This window comes from Labrys methylaminiphilus subsp. lupini, assembly GCF_051161885.1.
Classification (GTDB): Bacteria; Pseudomonadota; Alphaproteobacteria; order Rhizobiales; family Labraceae; genus Labrys.
Window position 1 is genome coordinate 1,613,415 of record NZ_JBMDIH010000002.1, and the last position, 22,548, is coordinate 1,635,962.

Genomic DNA, 22,548 nt, shown 5'->3' on the forward strand with positions numbered 1-22,548 from the left:
TTCCGCCAAATCGCAAAACACTCTAGTCATTTCCGATGTATGAGACCCGATCCTGGGCCACGCTCGCCTGCTGTTCCGGGGGCAGCATCGAAAAGGCCAGATCGACGAGCGCCCGCCCGTTGGGCAGATCCCAGGAGAACCAGGGCCCCGATGGCATCGCCACGGGCGACAGTCCCGTCGACGAGGCAATATAGCCGGGCATGGCCCGAAATCCGGATGGTATCGCCGCCAGACGGGTCTCCTTGCCGCTGTAAAGATCATACACCGTCGACGACGTTCCAGCACTCGCGAGCACGAAACGCCCCGTTGGATCGAAGGAGACGTCCATGACCAGGCCCTTGGCTGACAAGACCCTCTTCTTGGAACGAAGATCCCAGACCATGAAATCAGCCTGTCCGCTGAAGCCATTGTCGGGCATGACCGTGAGAGCGACGTAACGCCCTGCCGGGTCATAACCGAAATGTGTCACGGACCTTGCGGGAACATGATCGATCAGCGTCAGCCGATGCTCCTTCAGATCATAGGTCGCAATCACGGGCCGTTCGGGTTGCTGGCCCGACGACAGCAGCAGGAGCAGCCTGTCTTCGTCTATATATCTTACCGTGAGGGCCTGGGTCGCATCCGGGACGGGGGCAAAACTGGTGCTGTCGAAGGCTTCGACGACACTCCCCGTGCGGGCGTCGAGGATCTGGAGAATTTTCTTGTCCGTTGCGGTTGCATAAAAGAAGCGCCCATCCGGACTGAAGCCGATGTCGAAGATCCATGTGCGCGGGCCGAACAGGCCACCGACAGCCTCATGAGCGATCACGGTCTCGAAGCGCTTGACGCCAGTGGCCACGTCCCATCCCGCGACGGTGCCGTTGCCATAGCTCAACAAGAGGGTGCCATCGGGGCTGAATCTGGCGCCATGGGCCTCGTTTGCGGGATATTCCGTCACCGGGCGCAACAGAACCTGGCGTGATCGAGACCAAAGCTCAAGGCTGGAAGCACCGTTCTCGAGCAAGCGAAACACCGCGACCTGATCACCGTGGATATCGCCAAGGGGCAAGCCGTTCACGGGCAATTTCGACATGCTGGCATGCATGGCGGAGAAGACGGCGAGATAGGCATCCGGAAACGCTTTGAGCGTCGCCTCGCTCGGATCGGCCGGCAACCCTTTCAAGGCGGCAGCCAGCGCGGCTTGCCGGCCCTCGTGGGTCCACAACAGCTTCAGCGACAGGTTCGCCCAATTTTGCGAGACCGCCTGGGCCTCTTGCAAGGTCTGTTCACCATCGAGCTTGAGCTCGCTGGTGAGCGAGGATTTCATCCAGGGTGTTTGAGCCCATGTCGTCTGCTCACCGACGGCGTTCGTCACCTCGCTCATCACCCGCTGGATCGAGTAGCCGGGTGCGAGGACCTTGTGAATGAAAGCATCTGTGAAGGGGCTGAGGTCGCCATCGCCATCCACGGCGACCGAGTTGGGCGAGGTCGAATAGGCCACCATCAGGCCATGGGTCTGCGGCGAAGCGGATTTGGCGACAGGGACTCTGCTGGCCACGACCTGGATGCCGCGGCCGGTCGACACCGACAGGCCTTCACGGCCCTGGCGCGCCAGCGGATTGTTCCGGCAGGCGTCGAGGAATACGAGTGTCGCGGCGGCCCGGCGTTGGAGCTCATCGACGATCGGCTGCACGGGCACAAAGCCCGTCTTGAGATTTCCTGCGTGCGCATTGAGAGCAACGAGGTAGTTCTCATCATCGACCTGGATGCCATGGCCCGAATAATAGAACAGGCCGATGGCGGCGTGCGACATTCGCGCGCTGGCGAGCGCCAGGCAGGCCTGCAATTGCCGGCCCGAGGCATCCGTGATGAGGAAGACCTCGAATCCAAGCCTGCTCAATGCCCCGGCGACGGCGGCGGCATCGTTGGCAGGGTTTGCAAGCGCCGGTAATCCATGCAGATAGGCCGCATTGCCCACGACCAGCGCCACGCGCCTGTCACTGCTATCGCGGCCCGCCGGGATCTGGCGGCAAAAGCCAGCCTCGGGCGAGGCCGCCCTGACTCTCTCGACGATACCGAATTGGAGCAGGATCAATGCAAGCAGGGACAGGCGGGTGAGCAAGTTCGGCATTTCCTGCAGTTGATCGATTGCTTGAGCCCCGCCTCCTTCTATAGCCGCAATTGACTTGCCTCTTCCAGCAGCCAGTTGATTGAGCGGGACGAACGGATTGCGGACAGCGGAAAAGACTGTGCCGAACCGTTGCAGGCCTGCCGCGGATTGGAAGGCCTGCATTCCCGTTCCCGCCTTCGCAGGGCATCAGCAAAAAGCCATATGCGCGAACAAGCCCGCAACGGTCATAAGCGCGACTGCTGAACCGAGATCGATCAAGGTTCAGGATCCTGCAGCGGCACCACCAGGCTTTCATGGACATTCTGAAATGGCAAGTCGCCAGCAGGGCCGAATTCGAGCGCCTGGCCGCCCAGGATCCTGCCACCTTTACGGACCTCGAACACGCCGCGCAGTTCCTATATTTGCAACGCCTGTCTTCGAAAAAATGGGCATCCCCCTTTCGGTACGATGCTCGAGAGAACAACAGGACGGATCAGGTCTTTCGCCAATAAGGGCATCCTTCCGTCAGAACGGCAGGCGCGCATTGTCCTTGACCTCCCTCATGACGAAGAAGGTGCGCGTCTGCCTCACGCCTGGCAATGCGATCAGTTTCTGCCCATGCAACTTGTTGAAATCCGCCATGTCGCAGACGCGGATTTTCAGCAGGTAGTCGAAATCGCCCGCCACGAGATTGCAGTCCAAGACCTCCTTGAGCTTGAGTACCGCTCCCTCGAAGGCAGCAAAGCTTTCGGGTGTCGAACGGTCGAGCACCACACCGACCATCACGAGGGCACCGAGACCGACGGAGACGGGGGCGATCTCGGCACGAACACCGGTGATGAAGCCCTCGTCGAACAGGCGTTGCGTGCGCCTGTGGCAGGTGGCCGGGCTGACATTCACGCGTGCGGCAAGCTCGGCATTGCTCAGCCGGCCATCGCCATGGAGGGCGCGCAATATGTTGATATCGATGCGATCGAGATCGGAGATGGAAGGTTCTTTCATTTATATCCTATTGTTAGGAACAAGTTGCACTCAAATAGTAGTCTGATCGAGATTTTTATAAAAGATGAAGGTGAAATTCGAAAGCACCCTCCAGGACTTTTCGACTAGGCTCGGTTCCTGTCTCATGGAGCCAGTCCGATGTCCCTTCTTGAAAAATTCGAGCGCTATCCGCTGACCTTCGGCCCGACGCCGATCGAGTACCTGCCGCGTCTCACCCAAGCCCTTGGCGGCAGGGTTCAGATCTATGCCAAGCGCGATGACTGCAACTCCGGCCTTGCCATGGGTGGCAACAAGCTCAGGAAGCTTGAATATATCGTGCCGGATGCCATCGCCTCGGGAGCGGACACGCTGGTGTCGATCGGCGGCGTTCAGTCCAACCACACCCGCATGGTGGCGGCGACCGCCGCCAAGATCGGCATGAAATGCGTGGTCATCCAGGAAAAATGGGTGCCGCACTACGACGCCGTCTACGACCGGGTCGGCAACATCCTGATGACACGGCTGATGGGCGCTGACTGCCGGCTCGTCGAGGACGGCTTCGATATCGGCATCCGCAAGAGCTGGCAGGATGCGATCCAATCCGTCGAGGCGGCCGGAGGCAAGCCTTATCCGATCCCGGCCGGCGCCTCGGTTCACAAGTTCGGCGCCCTCGGCTATGTCGGCTTTGCCGAGGAGGTCGCAAAACAGGAGGCGGAGCTTGGCTTCACGTTCGACTATGTCGTGGTTTGCGTCGTCACCGGCTCGACCCAGGGCGGCATGATCGTCGGCTTTGCCGCACAGGGGCGCGCCGATCGCGTGATCGGCATCGATGCTTCGGGTACTCTCGAGCAAACGCGGGCACAGGTACGCACCATCGTCGACAACACCGCGGCGTTGGTCGGGCTCGGCCGCAAGATCGGCGAGCACGAAATCATCATCAACCCGGACTATGCCTATCCGGCCTATGGCGTCCCGTCGGCTGAAACCAACGAGGCGATCCGGCTCGCCGCCCGCACCGAGGCGATGATGACGGACCCGGTTTACGAGGGCAAATCAATGCAGGGGCTGATCGATCTGACGCGCAAGGGCTTCTTCCCCGAGGGCTCACGCGTGCTTTACGCCCATCTCGGCGGCGCACCGGCCTTGAACGGCTACAGCTACTATTATCGCGAAGGCTGACATGGATTGCCCATTCCCGGGCTTGCCGGGAACGACACCGGCGCGAGGGCATGGACCCGGAAGAGACTGGCCTCCGGCTCTCGCGCAACAAGCTGTACGGGACCGTCTCAGCCGCTTGCGGCAAGAAATGGCCCATCGAGATCGCGCCGAAGAATTGCGGCATATGCGCTCCATCGTGGCCCGCGCGATCGGCGTTGCTTCCCGGGAAGCCTTCATAAGTTTGTATCGATCGCAGGCGACACAGCAAACCCGTTCTCATGCAGTTCGATCAGGCGGCACACGCCTGAAGCGATCTCTTCGGGATGATCCTCCTGAAGATAATGCGCACCGCTGCCCAGGTGTACGACCTCGCAATTGTGGAGCTGCCTCGCAAAGCCTTCGGCGAATTCTGGAGAGACGAGTGCTCCCGGCTCACCAACGAACAGGATCTTAGGATAGGAACTCCTGCGCAAAGCGACATGAGCTCGTTCGAGCAAGGTCCAGACGTCGCTCGGCTCGCCTGCAATCGGCAATTCGTTCGGCAGCCGCCAAATCGGACGACGCGATTGCGGGGTTGGAAATGGCGCCCGATAGGCGTCCATTTCGTCGACGCTGAGCGCGCGCTTGATGGAACCGGGCAGGACATGTTCGATGAATACATTGTCGTCCAGAATCAGTTTCTCGCCGATCCCCGCCGTTCGAAACTTCTGGAACAGCGCCCTGGCCGCCTCAACCTGATGAAAGTCATCCCAACTCGCCATCGGACGAATGAATTCCATGAAAGCAAGGCCGCGGACGAAACCGGGCCGCCGCGCCGCAAGTTCGAAGGCAAACGCCGTCCCCCAGTCTTGCGCGACGAGATAGGCCGAGGATATGCCGAGCCCGTCGATGAACGCTTCGAGATAGCGCACGTGGTCGACGAAGCGATAATCGATTTCGGGTTTTCCTGACTCTCCGAACCCGATCAGATCCGGGGCCACGCAGTGGGAACGCGACGCCACTGTTCCGATAATGTGGCGCCAAATGTAGGAAGACGTTGGGTTTCCATGCAGGAACAGCGTGACGGGGGCACTCTTCGAGCCCGCATGGCGATAGGCCATGTGCGAGCCGAGTACCGCCAGACTGGACGTTTCGATATTTGCTGACATGACAAACGCCTCCCCTATATACGTACGAGCGTATTGTGGATTTGACTTATAATACGATCGTGCGTATTGTCAATGCATGCCGAAACCATCGAACAAGAACGAGTTCATCGCAGCAGGAATGCGGGTAATGTTCCGCAAGGGCTACCATGCGACCGGAATACGCGACGTCGTCGCGGAAGGAGGCGTGCCGCAAGGCTCCTTCACCAACCATTTCGGATCGAAAGAGGCGTTCGCCCAGGAAGTCCTCGACCATTACTTCATGCAGACCCAGGCAATCGTCGAAGAGGCCTTGGGCGACCACTCGCTTTCCCCGCGCGGCCGGTTGCTGCGCTATCTCGACATCATTACCGACCGGCTGGCCGCCGATGGCTATTTGCGTGGGTGCCTCATCGGCGACTTCAGCATCGAGGTCTCTCAGGTCAGCGAGCCGCTTCGCGAGCGGCTTGTCGCCATCTACCGCGAATGGCTCCGCCCCTTCGAAGAATGCATCGCGGAAGGGCAAAAAGCGGGGGAGATCGAAGATCGCTTCTCTCCCCAGGATCTGGCGGATTTCCTGCTGACGTCCTGGGAGGGGGCCATTCTCCGCATGAAAGTGGAACAGAGCGAAGAGCCGCTGGAGCGTTTCAAGAAGATTGCGTTCACCAGGATATTTGCAAAGGGATCGTAGGACGTGTCGGACAGGCGGGTCACGGTCCTTTGGACCCGCCGGAATGCTCCCTGTTTGATCCCACGTCGCCTTGTCGTTCTGGCCTTGCTCCGACAGGAAATCCAGGGTGCCGGCCCAACCTGCCGCCCTCTTCGGCGAGCCCTGACGGCCTGACGACCGCCCAGTTGCATGCCGGATTTGCGATCGTTGCGAATGTCGACCCCGCACCAGGGATCAGGCTGCCGAACACTGCCCTGCGTCGGCGGGATCAAGCCGCCGCGTATCTTCCTGCAACCGCCGGACGGAACTTCACTGCCGCCGCAAGGCCCAGCACTACGAAGAACAGCAATGTCAGGCCCTGCGTGATCGTAAAGGGCGGCTCTGAAGCCGTCGGTGCGGCCTCGTGCAGCACACCAACCTTACCAAAGGCCTGGGCGATGGCGACGAAGACCAGAAGGTAGAGGCTGGCAACCATGCCGACGGCATAGATCCAGCGCCAGAAGGCGCCGGCGAGGAGGCGGGTCCTGGCAATGAGTACGACTGCCAGGATGACCAGCGCGATGATAGCGACGATCACGGCCGGCGTCAGGCCGGCCAGCGGCAGGATGAAGCCGGTGGCACTGGTGAGGATGGCGGTGATCAAAAAGAACCATGTCGACCCCGAGCTCGCACGCGAGCGGAAAAGGTCCATCACGGCGGGCACGCCGGCAAGAATCGCGGCGATGCTGATCAAGGTGTGAATGACGATCAGAGTGACGTTAAGTGTGCTCATGGTGCCGGCTCCTGGCTGGAGGAGCAACCCGCCCAAGCTATGCTGGTGCGAAGGAACGGTAGAGCGACGCAGCCATTGTCTTTCCAGAATTGACGCATCGAAACCCCCTCGCTGCGATGATCGCCCCGTATTATCACGATCCGTAAGTAGGCCGTCGGTCCTCACCATCCCCGCCCTACATTGGGAAAATTTCAGGAATGGAATGGTACTATAGAGCCTCTTTCTGGAATTATTCAAACTAAAACGCAACCGCTTGCAATGCAGCCTGAGGCCCTTTCCGTTGAGGGTCAAAATCGCGGCGAATCTCTGTAATTCGCAATCATATCAACAGCTTATTGTAGAAATCGACGTCTGGCCTGCCGATCCAGTAGAATTTCGCTCCGTCATGGGGCGAAAGGATCGACTTCGCAGGGGACACCAGCTCAACCAGGGGATAGCATCGAGGACTGCGCAGAGCTCCGAAAACGGCACAGATATCTCAACGAGCTAGAAAAAGTCCCCTCACCGGAAGGAAACCCCCATCATGGCCAAGGTCCTCGTGCTTTATTACTCGTCCTACGGGCATATCGAGAGCATGGCCAATGCCATGGCAGACGGTGCTCGCGCCGCCGGCGCTACCGTCGACATCAAGCGTGTGCCGGAAACCGTTCCTGAGGACATTGCAAGGAACGCTCATTTCAAGCTCGACCAGGCGGCGCCGGTCGCCGGCATCGCGGACCTCGAACATTATGACGCGATCGTGGTCGGCACAGGCACGCGCTTTGGCCGGATGTCCAGCCAGATGGCGGCTTTTCTCGACCAGGCCGGCGGGCTGTGGGCACGCGGTGCCCTGAACGGCAAGGTGGGCGCGGCCTTCACATCGTCGGCAACCCAGCATGGCGGAAACGAAACCACCCTGTTCTCGATCATCACCAACCTGCTGCATTTCGGCATGATCATCGTTGGCCTGCCTTACAGCCATGCGGGCCAGATGACCCTCGAGGAGATCGTCGGCGGTGCTCCTTATGGCGCAACCACGGTTGCTGGCGGTGATGGCTCGCGCCAGCCCTCCGAAATCGAACTCCAGGGCGCCCGCCATCAGGGCGAAATCGTTGCGCGAACAGCGGCCAAGCTTTTCGACTGATCCGAAAGGCCGGGCCGCATACCCCGCAATTCCAACCGATATTGCCGAGCCAATTCATGCGAAGGCTAAACCTTTGCAAAGGAGAAGCCATGCCCGAGGACTTCGAAGGCAAAGCCGTGCTTGAACCGATGCAGCCTCCCGTGAACCGCACCGGGTTTGCCGGAGGCTTCGACACATGAGAGATTGGAGCCAATATGGGCAAGACGACGAACAAGTTTTGACCTGAAGTCCGCGAGTGGGCCATTCGAACGGTTTTGGATCACAAGGCTGATCTCTCGTCGCGATCGGCAGCTGTTTCATCGATCGCAACCAAGAAAGGTTGCTTGCCGAAGACGCTGCACGGATGGGCAAAGAAGACCGAGGTCGTGCGGCAAGCGAACTGGTCAGCCGAGTGACGTCGTAGAGAAGATAAAGCTTCTTGAACGGGAGAATCGTGAGCTTCGTCAGGCCAACGAGATTTTACGCAAAGCGTCGGCCACAAAGCCAACTTACCCAAGAAACCTATTTGATACAGATATCACGATGAACCGAACGCGAAGCGGACCGCCTGATTGATGGCGCCCGGCAGCACCGACATGTGGTTTTCGCCGTCCTGCAATTGAAAGGATGCCACAAGGCCTGGCACGCCGGCCAGGCGGTGCACCATGGCCCGGGCATTGTCGACGATCCGGCTGTCTTCATAGCCTCGGACGCGGTCGGCCGCGTCAATCGCCCCGACTTGAAAAGGAGCCAGCCGCTGTTCGTACTCGCCGGCCATCACCAGCAGCCGTCCCGAGGGTTTTGCCTGCGTTCGCGCCACGAAGCGTTCGGCCTCGTCCACGATACCAGCCCCTTCCCACCAGATCGCGGGGCTCGCAGCGATCCGGGCCGAGAAGGCTTCGGGCTTGCGAAATAAAGCATGCAGCACGAACAGACCACCGAAGGAATGGCCGAATATGGCCTGCTTCTTTCCGTCGATGGGGACTAGGGATGCGATCACGGGCTTGAGTTCGTCCTCGATGAACGCCAGGAACTGGTCGGCTCCCCCGGTGCGCACCTCGGGGCCATCCTGTGTGTGAGGCGGATAGGTCATGCCGGGTGGAGGACCCATGTCCCAGGATCGGCGGACGCTGTCATAGGCTTCCGGCGTGGGATAGCCGATACCGACCAGAACACCCGGCATGATACCGGTGCCAAGTGGATAGGCCGCCTGGACACGTACGATGTCGACCATCGTTCCAACGATGGCGTTGGCATCGAGGAAATAGAGGACGGGCCACCCCTGTGGCGGCGGTGCTTCCTTGGGAATGCGCAGGAAAATGCGATAGGGCGGCATCTTCGATGCTGGGCTCAGATCGAAATAGATCGTGTCGGCGATAGGGGCTGGTGTGCTCATGATGGTGACCTGCGTGATAAGAGCCAAATCAAGGATGGGCCTCCGATCAAGGATGCCGCCAATCCAGCCGGAATCTGCCGCGGGAAGGCAATGGTGCGGCCGAACCAGTCGGCTGCGACCATGACCAGCCCTCCTATGATGGCTGCCCCTGCCAGTTCCGCCAGGGCCTGACGCATGCCGAGGCGACGCGCCAGATGCGGTGCCATCAAGCCCACGAAACTCAGCGGCCCTACGATCAAAGTCGCCATGGCGGCAAGGAGGGCGCTCAAGCCCAGGGTGAGGACATGGCTGTGCGTAGGATTGAGGCCGAGAGCCAGCGACATGCCCCTGCCGAGCGGCAGGATGGTCAGCATGCGCACGGTCAGCAACAATCCGCCAAAGAGCACTGATGCCGCACCGATGCTCGCAAGAGCTGCCGTGGCATCCACCGAATAGGTCGAGCCCATCATCCAGTTTAATAGCAGCATCGCACGCGGATCCCCGCCGGCCATCAATACGTTGATCATGGCGTCAAACATGGCGCCAAACGCTATTCCGACAATCAACGCTCTATCAGGGCTTGCCTTGCGGTCGAGAGCCAGGATGGCTGCCAGTGCGATGAAAGCGCCGATCGATGCTGCAAGCATTTGTGCGCCTTGCCCGACCGTGGACAGGGAAAACAACGCAACGGCAAGGCCGAAGGCTGCTCCTGCGCTGACACCCAAAACTTCCGGACCGGCCATGGGATTTCCCGTCAGCCGCTGAAGGAGACATCCGGCCAGGCCCAGCATCGTGCCTGCTGCCAGAGCCGCAATCGCGCGAGGTAGCCGCAAGGGCACCAACCTATCGAACTCATGGCCGAGGCTCAGATGCCACCCTCCGCCATCCCTTCCGACCGTGGTGGACAGCACGAGGACGATGACCAAGAGGATCACCAACCCGATGAGACGGTTACTGATTGCGGGAGCAAGGGGCGCTTTCTCCACGAAGGGAGGTGGAGGCACCAGCGGGACACTCCTTTGCCGCACGAGCAAGACGATGAGGAGAGGCGCGCCGAGCAGGGCCGTTACAGCGCCTGTCGGGAGGCTGAGGCCTGATAGCGCGTCTGCCGTCTGAACGCCTTGGTCCACGAGCCACAGAAGGCCGGCGCCCATTGTCGTCGACCAGACCAGTTGGTGGCCCGCACGCCGCGCTCCCAGGGAGCGGGCCAGCACGGGAGCTGCGAGGCTGACGAAGCCGATGACGCCGACCGCACTGACGACATTGACGCTGAGCCCGACGGCGAGCGCCAGCGCACACAGCCTTGCGGTAGTAACGGAAAGACCGAGACTTCGTGCTTTGGCGTCGTCAACCGTCAACAGCGTCAAGGGCCGTACCAGCAAAACAGCGGTCAGTGCGGCCGCCACGAGGACAGGCGCGAGTTTGGCCGCCACCGTCCAGCCCTGTTGGCTGAGCGAACCACTGCCCCAGATGAAGAGCCCGGCTAGATACTCGGTCTTGAAGAGGGTCAGCATGGCCGTAAGAGCCGCGCAGAAGAGGCCTGTGACAAGTCCCGCGAGAGCGACTGAGATCGGGGCGAGGCCCTGTCGCCAAGACAAGGCCAGGACGGCCGTGGCTGCCAGCGATCCGCCTGCCAGAGCCGACCAAACCCGCCCGAAGGCAAACAGCCATGGTGCCCATAGCATCGCCACGCTCAGGGCAAGGCTTGCTCCCGCTTCAATGCCCAACGTGGTCGGAGAGGCTATGGGGTTGCGCAATGAAAGCTGGCACAGCGCGCCGGCCAGCCCCAGCGAGGCTCCGCACAGGAGACTGACGACGAGGCGCGGCAGGAAGCTGTAGGCGAACAGCATCTGGGCCGTGTCGGCGGTGTCCCCCCTCCACAGGGCCTCAAGCCAAATTCCGAAGGGCAGGCGCCCGGCGGCATGCGACCAGCTCAAGGCTCCCGCTGCTACAAGCAGGATCATGGTGAGAGCTGCGGGGCCCCCTCGGCGCGCGTCCTCAACCATTGGCATTTTCGGCAGCTGCAAGATGAGCGCCCAGCAAGGCACCAAAGCGCATCGCGGAAGGCAGCATACCGAAGGCCGACACGGCAGGCAGACGATGGATGCGCCCCCCGCGAACGAACGGCAGGCTATTCCACACCGGGTTGCTTTCGAGGCTTTGCAGAATATCGGGGGCGACCGGTTCCAGGTAGAGCAGCCGGCTTTCCGGATTTATGACGAGATCTTCCAGGCCGATCGTCGAAAAGCCCCAGTAATTGGTCGAGCCAGTCCAGCCATTGGCAAGACCGCATCGCTCGATCACATCCTGGAACAGGCTGCGTTTGCCGTAAATGCGCAGATGCCCCTCATCGAGGAAATTGACAACCAGCAAGGGCCTGTCAGCGGCCCGACGAAGCAGGCCGCGCAGTTGCGCCATCGTCGCCGCACTCTTTGCGACCAAAGCCTGTGCCGGGCCATCGCGCCCGAGCAACGCGCCAAGCCGAAGCGTTTCCCTGACGCTCAGTTCATAGGGACGTCCCCCTGGGGGGCGTAGATGGAGAAGGTCTGCGTCGGTGCAAGGCGTGCCATCACAGGCTCGATTGCGGCCAGATAGGGCGTGGTGATGATCAGATCCGGCGCAAGCTGCGTCAGGAGTTCGAGATTGGGCTCTCGGTCGGTTCCCAGATCGACGATGCCCGGCGGGAGGCGCGGTTCGACCACCCAGTCGTTCCAGGCTTCGACCTGCGGCATGGCGACCGGTGTCACGCCCAGACTGAGCAGGGTTTCGGTCAAGCCATCGTCGAGCGAGGCAATACGCGCGGGATACGCAGCCATTTGCAAGGCCGACGGCGCTGCCGATGCAACACCAAGCCCATACGCGAGCGCGGCCAGCCCTCCGGTCATGAAGCCCCGGCGGCTGCGCGAGAGACATGAAGGTTTGCCGAACTGCAAGACGTCACCAGCGATAGCGCAGGCTGGCGGTCATGACCCGACGCGCGCCCTGGTAGCAGAACCCGGCCTCGCAGGTGGTGTATTTCTTGTCGAACAGGTTACGGGCATTGGCTTGCACATCCCAGCCTTTCAACCCCTGCTTGATCTGCCCGAGATCATAGCTGAGCTTGGCATCCACCAGCGCAACCGCTTCGTTCTTGAAGGAGTTCGTGGCGTCGCCATAGCTTTCTCCGAGGTAACGCAAGCCGAGGCCGGCACCGAAACCTGCCAGGGCAATGTCGCCAGGCGCCTGATAATCGACCCAGGTCGAGAAACTGTTGCGCGGCGTCGCGGTCGGCACCTTGCCGATGGTTCCAACCTCCCCGGTGATCGTCTTCAGATCCAGGAAGGTATAGGCACCGCGCAGGCTGAAGCCGGCACCGAGATTGGCCACGGCCTCAAGCTCGAAGCCGCGTCCGCGGATCTTGCCTCGCTGCGACGAAACATTGTTGATGGAGACGATGCCGCCATCCTGCGTGATGTCGAAGATGGAGGCAGTGACCATGCCGTCGAACCAGGTGGGAGCATATTTGATACCACCCTCGATCTGCCTGCCGGTCGTGGGCTTGAATCCGATTCCGTTGGCTGAACCAAGGTTGGGATTGAAGGAGGTGGAATAGCTGACGTAGGGAGCAAGGCCATTGTCGAACAGATAGGTCAGGCCCACGCGCCCGGTGAAGGCACTGTCGGACTCGCTCTGCCGGGTGTTGCTCACCGGCTCGCGGGTTTGGATATGGGTCCGGGTTTCAACCCAGTCCTGCCGCCCGGTCAGTGTCAGGATCCATTTGTCGTATTTGGCCTGTTCCTGCACATAGAGACCGAGCTGGTTCTGCTTCTGCCTCGTGATGGTGTCGAAGGCTGGATCAATGAACGGCCCAAGCGAAGCGCCGGTCGCAAGATTCTGGTCCGGCCCATCGCCAAAGCCGATGCGGCTGTCGAGTGTCAGGTAGGAATAATCCAGGCCAGCCAGCAGCTTATGCTCGACGGGCCCAGTGGAAAAATCAGCCTGAAGCTGGTTATCGACGGCGAATGAGTCCATAACGTCATGGACATAGCCCAGCGAGCGTTTGGCGATCATCGTCTCTGTATCGACACTGCCGACGCCGGTATAGCGAACCTCGGTGTCGACGCTGCCGTAGCGAAGCTTCTGCCTGAAAGTGAAGGTATCGTCGAACTTGTGTTCGAACTGGTACCCAATGCGATATTGGGTCTGCTCGAGGCTGTTGTAGTCAGGATCGCTTTGCGAATACTGGTTCGAGGGTGAACCGGCCCACCCGTAATAGGGGAAGGCGGCCGGCGTCTTGGCCTCGAGATATTCGCCGAGCAAGGTCAGCGTCGTCTGGTCGTTCGGGCGCCAGGTGAAGGCCGGCGCCAGGCTGGCCAGCTTGTCATCGCCGCCGCCGAGGACGTTGGCTGCCTTCCCGTCCCTGAGGGTTCCGGTCAGGCGATAGAGCAGCGTTCCATCGGCGTCGAGCGGACCGCCAAGGTCGACATTGCCCTGAATGTGGTCCCTGTTGCCACCCTCCAGCGTCACTTCACCAAAGCGCGTATCGACAGGAAGCTTGGAAGTGATGTCGACCAACCCGCCGGGCGATCCCAGTCCGTACAAGGCCGAACTCGGACCGCGCAGCACCGCAATGTTCTCGACATTGTAGGGATCGACCTTGAAGACCGCCATGTTGGCACCGGGAAGGCGCAGCCCATCGCGATAGATACCGTTATAGGTGACGTCGAAACCGCGGATGGAGAAGGAGTTGAAACGGGAGTCGAAACCCGCGGACTCCGTACGCACGCCGGGCGTGTAGGCGACGGCCTGCGTCAAGGATTGCACATTGCGATCGTTCAGCTCCTTGCGGGTGAGCACCGTCACCGATTGCGGGGTCTCGATCAGGGGCGTGTTGGTCTTCGTGCCAGTCGCGCTACGCGTGGCAACGTAACCGGTGCTGCCGTCGCCATTGCCCTGGACCACGACCGGATCGAGCTCGATGGCACCGGAGATGCTGGCCGTTCCGTCCCGGACAATGGGCGCCGTGATCGCGACCGTGCTCGAATTCGTAAAAGTGTAGGACAGGCCCGTTCCACGCAGCAAACGCGAAAGCGCCTGCTGCGGCGTGACCGAGCTGGCGATACCGGGCGATGACTTGTCTCGCGCGATCGCGGGCAGATAGGTGATCTGCAGGCCGCTTTGACGTCCGAACGCCGCCAGGGCCTGGCTGAGCGGTCCCTTTGGGATGATGAATTGAACCCGCGCGACCTGTGCGCTTGCCGGGCTTGGGAGCAGTGTGTGGGCAATGGCGCTCGAAGCTGTCAGGGCAACCCACAACACCCGGCCGGATAGGCTCCCACGCAAGCACCGAGCCAATACCATCGATAACCCTCCTCGTCGACACCGGGGCCCAGCTCCACTCGACGATCGGATCGCGAGCGGGCCCCTTGAGTGAAGACGAATGGAGGGCGCGAAATTTCTCCCCTCTGCGAAGCTTTTTTAAGCGCGCGATATCACGGTGAGGTAAGGGCCGATCGAACGCACCCGGCCTCCCAGCGGGTGCACTACCGCTTCCAGGGCGCGCAGGGGATTGCTGGGATCGAAGACCCCGCTGATGCGGTTGGCGCCAAAACCGGCATCGGCAATCAAGACACGTCCCGGTTGCCAGCGCGCGATCCTTGCCACGACCGCCCGGATCGGCTCGTTCTCGACCAGGATCTGGCCGCTGCGCCAGGTGCCAATCTGCCGGATATCCCGGCTGCCCCGCGTGGCAAGGCGCGTGCGCTCGTCGAAAGTGGCCCATTGGCCGGGTGCCAGCCGGTTACCATCGACCAGACTTGGGCCGGGAAGGTCTATCTCGACCAATCCGTGTTCCACCGAAACCGAAATGAGCCCGGCGTCATTGCCGAGGTCGAAAGCCGTGCCGCGCGCGGTGGCGACCATCTCTGAGGCCGCGGCTCGGAAGGGGCGTGAGGGATCCTTGGCAACTTCAAAAAATGCCATGCCTGCCAACAAGGTGACGGTTCTTTGGCTACTGTCGTAATGCAGAGCGATGGCGCTATCGGGACCGAGCGTTGCCGCGCCACCGTCAGGAAGCGTGATGCGACGGATTTCCGCCGTGCCGGTCAGATGGTCCGCCTGGGCACGAAGGATCAGGCCCGGTAAAGCGAGATATCCGCCAGCCAAGGCCCCTGCCCCGATTATTCCTCCAGCCAAAAGGCTACGACGCGTCAAACCCCTCCGGAAGCGCGGTTCAGCTTGACAACCAGGGGCAAGGACCCGACCGGCGATGCCATATATTTCCGAAACCTCGAGCCATGCCTTCTCATAGGCCGGGCCTCTGGCGCGCCAGCGCCTCACCATCTCCCGGGACACCGGATTGGCCGGATCATTCTGGAGGCGGATCATGAGATCGGCTGCTTCCTCGAACAGCCGATCTTCCTGGGGAGAAGTCTCGTTCATTGATGGTCCTTGGGCTGACGATCGGGCGCCAGCCAGCCACTCCTGACTACATCAATAGAACGGATGAGCGGAAACGATTTTCCCAACACGGACAAGGCTTCACATAATGCCGGATTGGCTGACGCCTTTCACCGCGCCTACGGCGTCGGCCCCGATTTCGGGTTGAAGCCCGACGCTGTAGGTTATTGTCGTCGCATCGTTTTTGCCGAAAATCGGCGCCCGCTCGTTGGCGCGATGCTCTAGGCCTTCTCGCGCAGCCGAGCTCGAACATGAAGATAGGCTTCACGGATCAGCGTCCAGGTCCTGGTTGTCGACAGGTCGAGTTCTCCTGCGATTTGGCTGATCGTCTTCTCGCCCAGGCGGTGCATTTGGAAAGCCCGGCGCGTGCGATCCGGCAATTCCGCCAGCGCGGCTGCCACGATCGCAAGGTTCTGGCGGTCGATGACGATCGTCTCCGGCGACGGCTTGCCATCCGAGATCGCTGCGAAGTCCTGGTCTGCGAGGTCGTCCTTCAGCATCAGCCGGTCGCGGCGCTGCTGATCAATGCGCAGATTGCGTGCAATGCTATGAAGCAAGGCCCGGGGATTGGCATGATCCCCATCGGTGTGCGATCCAACCGAAAGTAGCCTGAGAAACGCTTCCTGCGTCAAATCGGCGGCATTTTCAGCCGTGGCCCCCTTACGCCGCAGCGTGTTGGAAATCTCCTTGGCGTAGCGCTGAAACAATGTGCGGATGTCCAGACCCACTTATTGGTTTCCCCCGAGACCAGGGTGCCGACTTGCCATCAGGTCATGCGGCGAGGCTTGCGGAGACATTTCTTCATCAAGATCCACGCAGATACGGACGAGGGATGACGAAGGGAAGAGGCACGGAGCTTGAGTCACGACATCGGCCAGCTTGAGGGAGCATGCCTCCCTTTGCCATTCTCGGAATTCTCTTGCAATAACAATGTTTTATATAAGTTCTAGACTGGGCACTGATGGCGAGAACCGCCATCGTCTCGGCAATGAAGGCATCGAGGGGCATAGCCACTTCTGCCTCGCGGCTGTTCATCAGGTCGGTACGCACCCAAAGGGGCACGAACTCGAGCACGCCATGGGCACAAAGCCCGCGAATTTCATGAATCCAGTTCCTCGATTGAAGCTAAAGAATTCAATGCGGTCATGCGGGAAAGGCGTTGCCTAACATCGGCAGCCCGCTGACGGATTGATCCTTGGTCGCTTCGTCCTGAAGCATGTCCCAACGCTCCGCGAGCCGGCCGACACCGATCAGGCTGCGATGAGGGCGAAGCGCTTGCGATATTCCGCCGGCGTTACGCCGACATGGCGCGTGAAGGCGCGTCGCAACGTGTTGGCGTCAGCGAACCCGCAATGTACTGCGACCTGTTTGGGGGCTTCGTGCCCCTGTTCGAGCAGCCGCCGCGCCGCATGCACCCGTACCTCCTCGACCCATGTTGCCGGTGTGATGCCGACTTCGCTGCGAAACAGGCGAGCAAAGTGGCGCGGGCTGAGATCCATGCGCTTTGCAAGGCTCGCAACACTATGGCCGTGTCCGGGATTGGCTGCGACCCAACGCTGCAGCTCCTGAAGCGCAGCCCGCCCCGCCGGCACGGCTTCGCCCTTGCGGCTGAACTGCATCTGCCCGCCCGGGCGCTTGAAGAACATCACCAGCTGGCTTGCCACGCGCATGGCAATCTCGTGGCCGAGATCCTCCTCGACCAGGGAAAGGGCAAGGTCGAGGCCGGCCGTCACGCCCGCGGCGGTGCGTAGCGCCCCATCACTGACCTGTATGGCGTCCTCGTCCACCGTGACGCCCGGAAACTGCCTTGCCAGTTGCTCGGCCACAGCCCAATGCGTGGTCACGCGCCGGCCGTCGAGCAAACCCGCCGCCGCCAGGAAAAAGGCACCACTGCATACCGATCCGAATCGTCGGGCCATTGGTGCCCTCCGGCGTAGCCAGTCGACGACGATGCGATCCGTCGGCATCTCGGCTGCATTCGGACACCCGGCCACGAGAAGCGTGTCGATCGCTTCCTCGATATCACGGTCGATGATGCGATCCGGCATCAGCCGCGCCCCGGAGGAGGCGCGGATCGGCCCCGGTTCGCTCGCCGCAATGAGCAGGCGATAGATCTCACGGCCGGCCTGGGCATTCGCCTCGGCGAAGACGTCCAGGGGACCGGAGACGTCGAGAAGCTGCACGCCCGGCAGTGCCACCATCACGATCGTTTTCGCCATGACCTGCATTCACGTCCGCTTCGATCTGAATTTGTCTGCTTTTGAGACATTACATCGATTGCAGACAAACTATCCCAGTTCTAGCCTGCCTGCGAGTAGAAAATACAGGAGCAGGCAATGCCACTCATACCGAAAGAAGCGAAGATCCCCGACAGCACGTTGGCGCGGGCAATCACCGAGTTTATTCGCGATAGTGAGACAGAACTTCTCTTCAATCATTCCAGTCGCGTCTATCATTTCGGTGCGCTGGCGGGCATCCAGAAGGGGCTCAAATTTGATGGTGAGCTTCTCTATGCTGGCGCAATGTTTCATGATCTCGGCCTCATGCCCGGCCATAGCAGCAAGAACGAGCGTTTCGAGGTCGATGGCGCCCATGCCGCGCGCGACTTCCTGAGAAGCCACGGTCTTTCCGAAGAGGAGGCCTACACCGTCTGGACCGCGATCGCGCTCCACACCACGCCGGGCGTGCCGCAGCATATGCACCCCGTCGTCGGCCTCGTGACAGCCGGCGTCGAGATGGACGTGCTTGGGCTCACCTACAGTCACTATTCCGATGCCGAGCGTGAGGCCGTCGTCAGCGCCTTTCCGCGTACGCCGACATTCAAGGAAGACATCATCCAGGCCTTCTACGACGGCATCAAGCACAAGCCGCAGACTACTTTCGGCAACGTCAAGGCCGACGTCATCGCCGACAAGGAGCCCCATTTCCACCGCGGCAATTTCTGCAGCGTCATTCGCTGCTCGCACTGGCACGGTTGAAACGGCCGCCGCCATCAACACGCTGTGCGGCTAGAGCGTTTTACGATGAGACGGAAGCACCAAGAGTCGCAAATACGCTTCGAAACAAGGGGTTAGGGCAAACAAGCATTCAAACCTGAACGCGCTTTGGCCTTTGACTGGGAGACCAGCATACCCACAATTCATCGCCATCAGGCGACTGCCTTGACGCCGAGCAGTACATCTCGGGTCTACCCGATTTGGGACCTGCAGGCCGGAATTCATTTCGGGGGCTTGGCGTCGTGACCTCACTGTGCGAACTGGCGCGAAGTGGCTGATGAAGCTTTAAAGTCCCGATGGCCCACCCTTTTCCAGGCGAGCCATCGGCGTGCCGTCCATCTTACTTCGGCGCGCGGATCGTCAGCGCCGGATTGTGGGCGAAGAAATTATGCGGCTCGATATGGATGGTCTTCCATTCGGTCGACATCACGGGCCAGTCCTCCATGCGCGGGATGTGATGGAAACCGGCGGTGAACCAGGTCACGATATCCTTGCCCATCAGAGGTTTGTTGGCCTTGACCCATTGAGGCAGCGTATCGGAGCCGTCGCTCTGCATGGCAAACTTGCCGCCGGCATATTGCTGTTCGGGGTTATAGACCGTGTTCCAGACCGAATACTCGATATAGGCGTTGCGCTTCATCGGCGGATCGTTGGCGAAATCGAACGGGCCGTAGGCGACATCACCATGGTGGATCATCCATCCCGGCTCCTGGCCGAGATAGCCTTTGCGAGAGGGATCGGAGATCATGAAGTAGCGTGGTTTCAGTGCCGAAAGCTGGTAGCGCGCCTCCAACTCCGTTTTCGGCATGGTGTGCTGGACTGTCCACATCGATCGGCGCGGGCTCTTCGGGTCGAGCTTTGCGGGAACGATGTCCATCGTGCCGAAATGATTGATCGACTGGTCGATGTCGAAGTCGATCCGGAAGTTGAAATAATGGTCATGGTTTGCGGCCACCAGGTTCGGCGCGATCAGCGTGCCATGGGCGGTGTCGCTGGCCGCCGTCGGATCTTTCATCGAGGTCGATGCCACGCCCTTCACGGCGTCGAGGCCGGTCGCTCCGATCATGATCCTGATCTGGCCGTCCTGTTGCAGACGATAGTCGATCAGATAGTCGTAATTTCCAACCTCCGAGGCTGTGCGCATTACCAGTTCGGTGGCCGGCCGGCCTTCCGCGGGAAGCGGTTTTTCCGGGCTCTGGGCGAAGACTTCGAAATGGCGCCATGCCGGGTCGCCGATGCTGCGTTCGAATATGCAGATGGCGTTGGGTATGGTTAGCGGATTGCCCTTGTCGTCGGCAATGGTTGCCGGCAGGAAGGTCGCATGGCTCGGGCAATCGACGCCCGCCCGCAATGGGCTGAGGAACAAGCCAAACCCATACTCGCCGCTGTCCATATAGGTGCGCCAGTACCAGCCTTCCGTTGGATCCATGTAAGGCACGAACACTTCCGACAGGTGCGACTGATAGATCACCGAGCGCCATTGGTCCCCGTCCCTCACATCGAGGTTGGACACCACCAGGCCTGGCCGCTTGTCGACCCGGAAGTTGAAGCGCCACATGTCCCATTCGAGATGGCTGCCGGTGATCTTGTAGTTGGGCCCGCCCGGCTGCGAGAGGGTTGCCGGGCTCATTTCCGGACGGAGCGGCTCGCGCGCGGCCACCTCCTTCTCGGTATAGCCCCAATTGTCCTTGGGGCCCTCGATCACGCCCGTATCGATGACACGAAGCACCTTCTTCTTGCCGACGTCATAGACGGCGAAAAGACCTTCGATCGGCTTGGCGTAATAGTTGGAGCCTTCGGGAACCCGATAGCACGGCACCTTCATCAGACGGGAGTCTCGATACTCCTCAGTGAAGAAATTGCCTGCCGTCAACGGCAGGCAGAACGCCTGTTCCGGCGCCAAGCCGCGCTTTTTCAGGCCGGCGATCATATCCGGATCGGCCAGGGCGCCCTGGAGAGCGCCCATGAACTCGGTGAAGAGCACCATCGGCTGTCCCTTGATCGGCGTCGTGCTTTCGACCGTTCCCCTGGTGATGTTGACCACGGCTTCCTTGAAGCCTTGGGGACTGGTCAACTGTACATTGGCCTCGCGATCGAGCAGGTCTCCCTCCTTCCAGGAGAGCACCTTTTCCTTTGCAGGCTCCTTGAGCTCGATCAGGGGAAAGAGAGTGTTGTCGTCGACAACCTTGCCTTCGCGCAGGATCTTGTTGATCTTCTGATATTCTTCCGCGGTCAGTCCATCCAGCGGATGGGCCACTGCGGCAGAGGCGCTGAGCGCCATGATCACGCTGGCGGAGGCCAGATATTGTTTTAGGTTCATTGCATCCTCCCTGTCTCGATGTTCTTGCTGCCTACGCGAATACCACCTGGATATCGGTGTATTCCTGCAGTCCCTCCTCGGCGAATTCGACGCCCAAGCCTGAAGCCTTGACGCCACCGAACGGCGCGTTCGGTTGAATGGCGCCGTGCTTGTTGATCCAGACGGAGCCGCATTGCATGCGGCTCGCCACCGCCTTGGCCGCCGCGATGTCGGATGACCAGACCGAGCCGCCGAGGCCATTGGCACTGTCATTGGCAAGGTCCACGGCTTCGTCCACGGTCCTGTATTTGATGACAGGAAGCGCGGGCCCGAATTGCTCCTCATCGACCAGCGGGTCACCATTACGCAGGCCCGCCACGATCGTCGGCGGAAAGAAGAGCCCCTCGCCGGGCTCGCCGCCCAGCAGCACCCGGCCACGCTCCCTGGCGTCCTTGACCAGGCGCGAGAGCTTCTCGAACTGCATGCGGTTCTGCACGGGACCGAGCACGCTGCCCTCGTCCATGCCGTTGCCAACCGGAATGTTACGCGCATAGGCGACAAGCGCCTCGCAGACAGCGTCGTGGATGGATTCATGCACATAGAGGCGCTTCATCGCAGCGCAGGTCTGGCCGTTATTGATGAACGCGCCCCAAAACAATCCTTCGGCGATCGCCTGCGGATCGGCGTCCGACAGCACGATGCCGGCATCGTTGCCGCCCAGTTCAAGCGTCAAACGCTTCATCGTCTCGGCAGCCGCGCGTATGACCTTCTGGCCGGTCGCGCAGGAGCCGGTAAAGACGATCTTGCGGATATCGGGATGCGCGGACATGGCCGCGCCGATGTTGAACGCGCGGTCGTCACCCGTGACGACATTGAGCACGCCAGGTGGCAGTACTTCGTTCATGATCTCGACCAGGCGAAGCGTGGCGAGCGGCGTCAGGGGCGAGGGCTTGATGACGACGGTGTTGCCGGTGCGTAGCGCCGGCATGACATGCCAGATCGCAATCATCACCGGGAAATTCCAGGGCGTGATCGAACCGACGACACCGAGCGGCTTGCGGTGTAGTTCGACGCGCCCGTCACTATTATCCTGCAGGATTTTCGGCGATAGCGAAAGCCCCGTCGTGTATCCGGCCCAGGCGACGGTGCCGCCCAGTTCCCAGCGTGAGCCGAGGCCGTTCAGGGGTTTACCCTGCTCGAGCGTAAGGATATGCGCGAGTTCCTCGGCATGGGCCTCGATCTGCGCGGTCACGGCGGCACAGGCAGCCTGCAGTTCCTGATCGCTCCTGGCCGACCAGGCCGGAAAGGCCGCCTTGGCTGCCGCTATGGCAGCGCCGAGCTCGGCCGGCCCCATGTTCGGCGCCCGGCCGGCCTCCGTTCCTGTCGCGGGATTGAGCACGCTGAAGCTGTGCTCGTCGCCGATCGGCTTGCCATGGATCGTCGCAGTCTGGACGGTCATTTCATTCCTCCCCGCGGAGCCCCGGAGCCGGGACTTGTTTGACGGAGAAGGTAAGGGAAAGCGGGTGCTTCAAGCTTGGGCGGTG

General features: G+C 61.0%; 19 protein-coding genes. 4 read left to right on the top strand and 15 right to left on the bottom strand.

All coding sequences use genetic code 11. The features are described 5' to 3' along the window. Positions 1–22: 22 nt before the first annotated feature. The 3 genes from ACN6KF_RS33050 to ACN6KF_RS33060 form a co-directional block, all read right to left on the bottom strand. Positions 23–2,101 carry a caspase family protein gene (locus tag ACN6KF_RS33050; protein ID WP_434961110.1) on the bottom strand — a complete coding sequence of 693 codons (2,079 nt, stop codon included), beginning with the start codon at positions 2,099–2,101 and terminating at the stop codon, positions 23–25. A 263-nt stretch (positions 2,102–2,364) separates the two neighbouring features. Then, on the bottom strand, positions 2,365–2,493 hold the full coding sequence (locus ACN6KF_RS33055; protein WP_434961111.1) for a hypothetical protein: 129 nt from the start codon (positions 2,491–2,493) through the stop codon (positions 2,365–2,367). Between the two features lie 121 nt (positions 2,494–2,614). Next, a complete protein-coding gene (locus ACN6KF_RS33060; RefSeq protein ID WP_434961112.1) occupies positions 2,615–3,091 on the bottom strand; it encodes an Lrp/AsnC ligand binding domain-containing protein in 477 nt (158 codons plus the stop codon). 138 nt (positions 3,092–3,229) lie between these two features. Between ACN6KF_RS33060 and ACN6KF_RS33065 the strand changes: the two genes are divergently transcribed. Then, on the top strand, positions 3,230–4,249 hold the full coding sequence (locus ACN6KF_RS33065) for a 1-aminocyclopropane-1-carboxylate deaminase (protein ID WP_434961113.1): 1,020 nt from the start codon (positions 3,230–3,232) through the stop codon (positions 4,247–4,249). A 212-nt stretch (positions 4,250–4,461) separates the two neighbouring features. On the opposite strand, the gene ACN6KF_RS33070 is transcribed toward ACN6KF_RS33065, so the two are convergent. Continuing rightward, on the bottom strand, positions 4,462–5,376 hold the full coding sequence (locus ACN6KF_RS33070) for a haloalkane dehalogenase (protein WP_434961114.1): 915 nt from the start codon (positions 5,374–5,376) through the stop codon (positions 4,462–4,464). Between the two features lie 76 nt (positions 5,377–5,452). Here ACN6KF_RS33070 and ACN6KF_RS33075 point away from each other — a divergent pair, with 76 nt between their 5' ends. After that, positions 5,453–6,043: a TetR/AcrR family transcriptional regulator gene (locus ACN6KF_RS33075; RefSeq protein WP_434961115.1), complete on the top strand. Its 591-nt coding sequence runs from the start codon at positions 5,453–5,455 to the stop codon at positions 6,041–6,043. 247 nt (positions 6,044–6,290) lie between these two features. On the opposite strand, the gene ACN6KF_RS33080 is transcribed toward ACN6KF_RS33075, so the two are convergent. Further along, entirely contained in the window at positions 6,291–6,794 is a 504-nt protein-coding gene (locus ACN6KF_RS33080; protein ID WP_434961116.1) for a hypothetical protein, read from the bottom strand. Between the two features lie 523 nt (positions 6,795–7,317). On the opposite strand from ACN6KF_RS33080, the gene wrbA reads away from it, so the two are divergent. After that, on the top strand, positions 7,318–7,917 hold the full coding sequence (wrbA, locus tag ACN6KF_RS33085) for an NAD(P)H:quinone oxidoreductase (RefSeq protein ID WP_434961117.1): 600 nt from the start codon (positions 7,318–7,320) through the stop codon (positions 7,915–7,917). A gap of 517 nt (positions 7,918–8,434) precedes the next feature. On the opposite strand, the gene ACN6KF_RS33090 is transcribed toward wrbA, so the two are convergent. From ACN6KF_RS33090 to ACN6KF_RS33125, 8 genes are all read right to left on the bottom strand, one after another. Beyond that, positions 8,435–9,292, bottom strand: a complete 858-nt coding sequence (locus ACN6KF_RS33090) for an alpha/beta hydrolase (RefSeq protein ID WP_434961118.1) — start codon at positions 9,290–9,292, stop codon at positions 8,435–8,437. Continuing rightward, the gene (gene fhuB / locus ACN6KF_RS33095) at positions 9,289–11,235 is read right to left on the bottom strand and encodes a Fe(3+)-hydroxamate ABC transporter permease FhuB (protein WP_434961119.1); all 1,947 of its coding nucleotides are present in this window, start codon (positions 11,233–11,235) and stop codon (positions 9,289–9,291) included. The genes ACN6KF_RS33090 and fhuB overlap by 4 nt, the downstream gene beginning before the upstream one ends. Positions 11,236–11,269: 34 nt before the next feature. Beyond that, positions 11,270–11,743 (bottom strand): ABC transporter substrate-binding protein, encoded by a 474-nt coding sequence (locus ACN6KF_RS33100; RefSeq protein WP_434961120.1) that lies wholly within the window; start codon positions 11,741–11,743, stop codon positions 11,270–11,272. Between the two features lie 29 nt (positions 11,744–11,772). Then, positions 11,773–12,087 carry an ABC transporter substrate-binding protein gene (locus ACN6KF_RS33105; protein ID WP_434961121.1) on the bottom strand — a complete coding sequence of 105 codons (315 nt, stop codon included), beginning with the start codon at positions 12,085–12,087 and terminating at the stop codon, positions 11,773–11,775. Between the two features lie 121 nt (positions 12,088–12,208). Further along, positions 12,209–14,611: a TonB-dependent siderophore receptor gene (locus ACN6KF_RS33110; protein ID WP_434961122.1), complete on the bottom strand. Its 2,403-nt coding sequence runs from the start codon at positions 14,609–14,611 to the stop codon at positions 12,209–12,211. A gap of 117 nt (positions 14,612–14,728) precedes the next feature. Continuing rightward, complete coding sequence (locus ACN6KF_RS33115; protein ID WP_434961123.1) at positions 14,729–15,691, bottom strand: FecR family protein; 963 nt, start codon at positions 15,689–15,691, stop codon at positions 14,729–14,731. A gap of 239 nt (positions 15,692–15,930) precedes the next feature. Continuing rightward, a complete protein-coding gene (locus ACN6KF_RS33120; protein WP_434961124.1) occupies positions 15,931–16,437 on the bottom strand; it encodes an RNA polymerase sigma factor in 507 nt (168 codons plus the stop codon). 522 nt (positions 16,438–16,959) lie between these two features. Continuing rightward, positions 16,960–17,928, bottom strand: coding sequence for a GlxA family transcriptional regulator (locus ACN6KF_RS33125; RefSeq protein ID WP_434961125.1), 969 nt, complete (start codon positions 17,926–17,928; stop codon positions 16,960–16,962). A gap of 117 nt (positions 17,929–18,045) precedes the next feature. Between ACN6KF_RS33125 and ACN6KF_RS33130 the strand changes: the two genes are divergently transcribed. Further along, the gene (locus ACN6KF_RS33130) at positions 18,046–18,687 is read left to right on the top strand and encodes an HD domain-containing protein (protein ID WP_434961126.1); all 642 of its coding nucleotides are present in this window, start codon (positions 18,046–18,048) and stop codon (positions 18,685–18,687) included. A gap of 358 nt (positions 18,688–19,045) precedes the next feature. Here ACN6KF_RS33130 and ACN6KF_RS33135 read toward each other — a convergent pair whose 3' ends face one another. Together ACN6KF_RS33135 and ACN6KF_RS33140 are read right to left on the bottom strand one after the other, a co-directional pair. Next, a complete protein-coding gene (locus ACN6KF_RS33135) occupies positions 19,046–21,025 on the bottom strand; it encodes a copper amine oxidase (protein ID WP_434961127.1) in 1,980 nt (659 codons plus the stop codon). A gap of 31 nt (positions 21,026–21,056) precedes the next feature. Further along, positions 21,057–22,463 (bottom strand): aldehyde dehydrogenase family protein, encoded by a 1,407-nt coding sequence (locus ACN6KF_RS33140; RefSeq protein WP_434961128.1) that lies wholly within the window; start codon positions 22,461–22,463, stop codon positions 21,057–21,059. Between the last annotated feature and the right edge of the window lie 85 nt (positions 22,464–22,548).

Coding starts and splice junctions, on each gene's coding strand:
- ACN6KF_RS33105 (WP_434961121.1), bottom strand. CDS start 12,087: ATGGCTGCGTATCCCGCGCGTATTGCCTCGCTCGACGATGGCTTGACC.
- wrbA (WP_434961117.1), top strand. CDS start 7,318: ATGGCCAAGGTCCTCGTGCTTTATTACTCGTCCTACGGGCATATCGAG.
- ACN6KF_RS33110 (WP_434961122.1), bottom strand. CDS start 14,611: ATGGTATTGGCTCGGTGCTTGCGTGGGAGCCTATCCGGCCGGGTGTTG.
- ACN6KF_RS33125 (WP_434961125.1), bottom strand. CDS start 17,928: ATGGCGAAAACGATCGTGATGGTGGCACTGCCGGGCGTGCAGCTTCTC.
- ACN6KF_RS33060 (WP_434961112.1), bottom strand. CDS start 3,091: ATGAAAGAACCTTCCATCTCCGATCTCGATCGCATCGATATCAACATA.
- ACN6KF_RS33080 (WP_434961116.1), bottom strand. CDS start 6,794: ATGAGCACACTTAACGTCACTCTGATCGTCATTCACACCTTGATCAGC.
- ACN6KF_RS33140 (WP_434961128.1), bottom strand. CDS start 22,463: ATGACCGTCCAGACTGCGACGATCCATGGCAAGCCGATCGGCGACGAG.
- fhuB (WP_434961119.1), bottom strand. CDS start 11,235: ATGATCCTGCTTGTAGCAGCGGGAGCCTTGAGCTGGTCGCATGCCGCC.
- ACN6KF_RS33115 (WP_434961123.1), bottom strand. CDS start 15,691: ATGAACGAGACTTCTCCCCAGGAAGATCGGCTGTTCGAGGAAGCAGCC.
- ACN6KF_RS33070 (WP_434961114.1), bottom strand. CDS start 5,376: ATGTCAGCAAATATCGAAACGTCCAGTCTGGCGGTACTCGGCTCGCAC.
- ACN6KF_RS33075 (WP_434961115.1), top strand. CDS start 5,453: ATGCCGAAACCATCGAACAAGAACGAGTTCATCGCAGCAGGAATGCGG.
- ACN6KF_RS33065 (WP_434961113.1), top strand. CDS start 3,230: ATGTCCCTTCTTGAAAAATTCGAGCGCTATCCGCTGACCTTCGGCCCG.
- ACN6KF_RS33090 (WP_434961118.1), bottom strand. CDS start 9,292: ATGAGCACACCAGCCCCTATCGCCGACACGATCTATTTCGATCTGAGC.
- ACN6KF_RS33130 (WP_434961126.1), top strand. CDS start 18,046: ATGCCACTCATACCGAAAGAAGCGAAGATCCCCGACAGCACGTTGGCG.
- ACN6KF_RS33135 (WP_434961127.1), bottom strand. CDS start 21,025: ATGAACCTAAAACAATATCTGGCCTCCGCCAGCGTGATCATGGCGCTC.